The sequence below is a fragment of the Arhodomonas sp. KWT genome (genome assembly GCF_010993615.1).
Window position 1 is genome coordinate 1 of record NZ_WNXE01000813.1, and the last position, 756, is coordinate 756.

At 72.8% G+C, this 756-nt stretch carries 1 protein-coding gene; it reads right to left on the minus strand.

The annotated features are described in order from the left end of the window. Positions 1–756 (minus strand): substrate-binding domain-containing protein (locus G7A99_RS22605; protein WP_163144268.1); only part of this gene is annotated, 756 nt, incomplete at both ends.

Sequence of the window (756 nt, forward strand, 5' to 3'; positions counted from 1 at the left end):
TCCGGCATGCCCGCCTTCAGCCGCAGGGTGTAGTAGTGGTTGGCGAGCCCCAGGTCCACCTCGCCGCGCTCGGTGGCCATGACCACGCCGAGCTCGCCGGCGTAGCTGCTGGCCCTGGCCTGCATCCCCCGCAGCCATTCCCGGGTGCGGGCATCGCCCTCGGTCAGGCGCATGGCGGTGACGAACGACTGGAACGAGCCGTACGCCGGTGCCCAGCCAATGCGCAGGTCGGTCTCCGGCAGTGCCATGATGTCCTCGGGGATGGCGGCCGGGTCCACCCGCTCGGTGTTGTAGGGCAGGGTGCGGACCCGCCCGGTGACCGGGGCCCAGCCCGGATAGCGGAACGACGGGCGCAGGAAGGCGTGGATATCGTCGGGGATCGGACGGGCGGCGCCGGTATCCGCCACCAGTCCGAGTGAGCCCGAATCCACCGCCCAGAACACGTCGGCACGCTGGATGCCGGCCTCGTGCTCGGCGGTGATCGTGTTGGCGAGCGCCGCCGAGGGGCCGCGCCGGAGGTTCAGCGTCAGTGACGGGTTCCGTTTGCGGATGGCGTCCATCACGTTCTCGTAGAGCCCGCCCTCGCCGCGGCCGAGGTAGACGGTGAGCTCGCCCTCCAGCGGGGGCAGCTCGTCCACCGACACGGCGGTGCGGGCGGCACTGCCGGCCCCCGGCGTGGTGGCGGCGAGGGCCCGCAGGGGCCCGCCCATCACGCCCAGTGCCGTCAGGGCCTGGAGGAATCGCCGCCGCTGCATG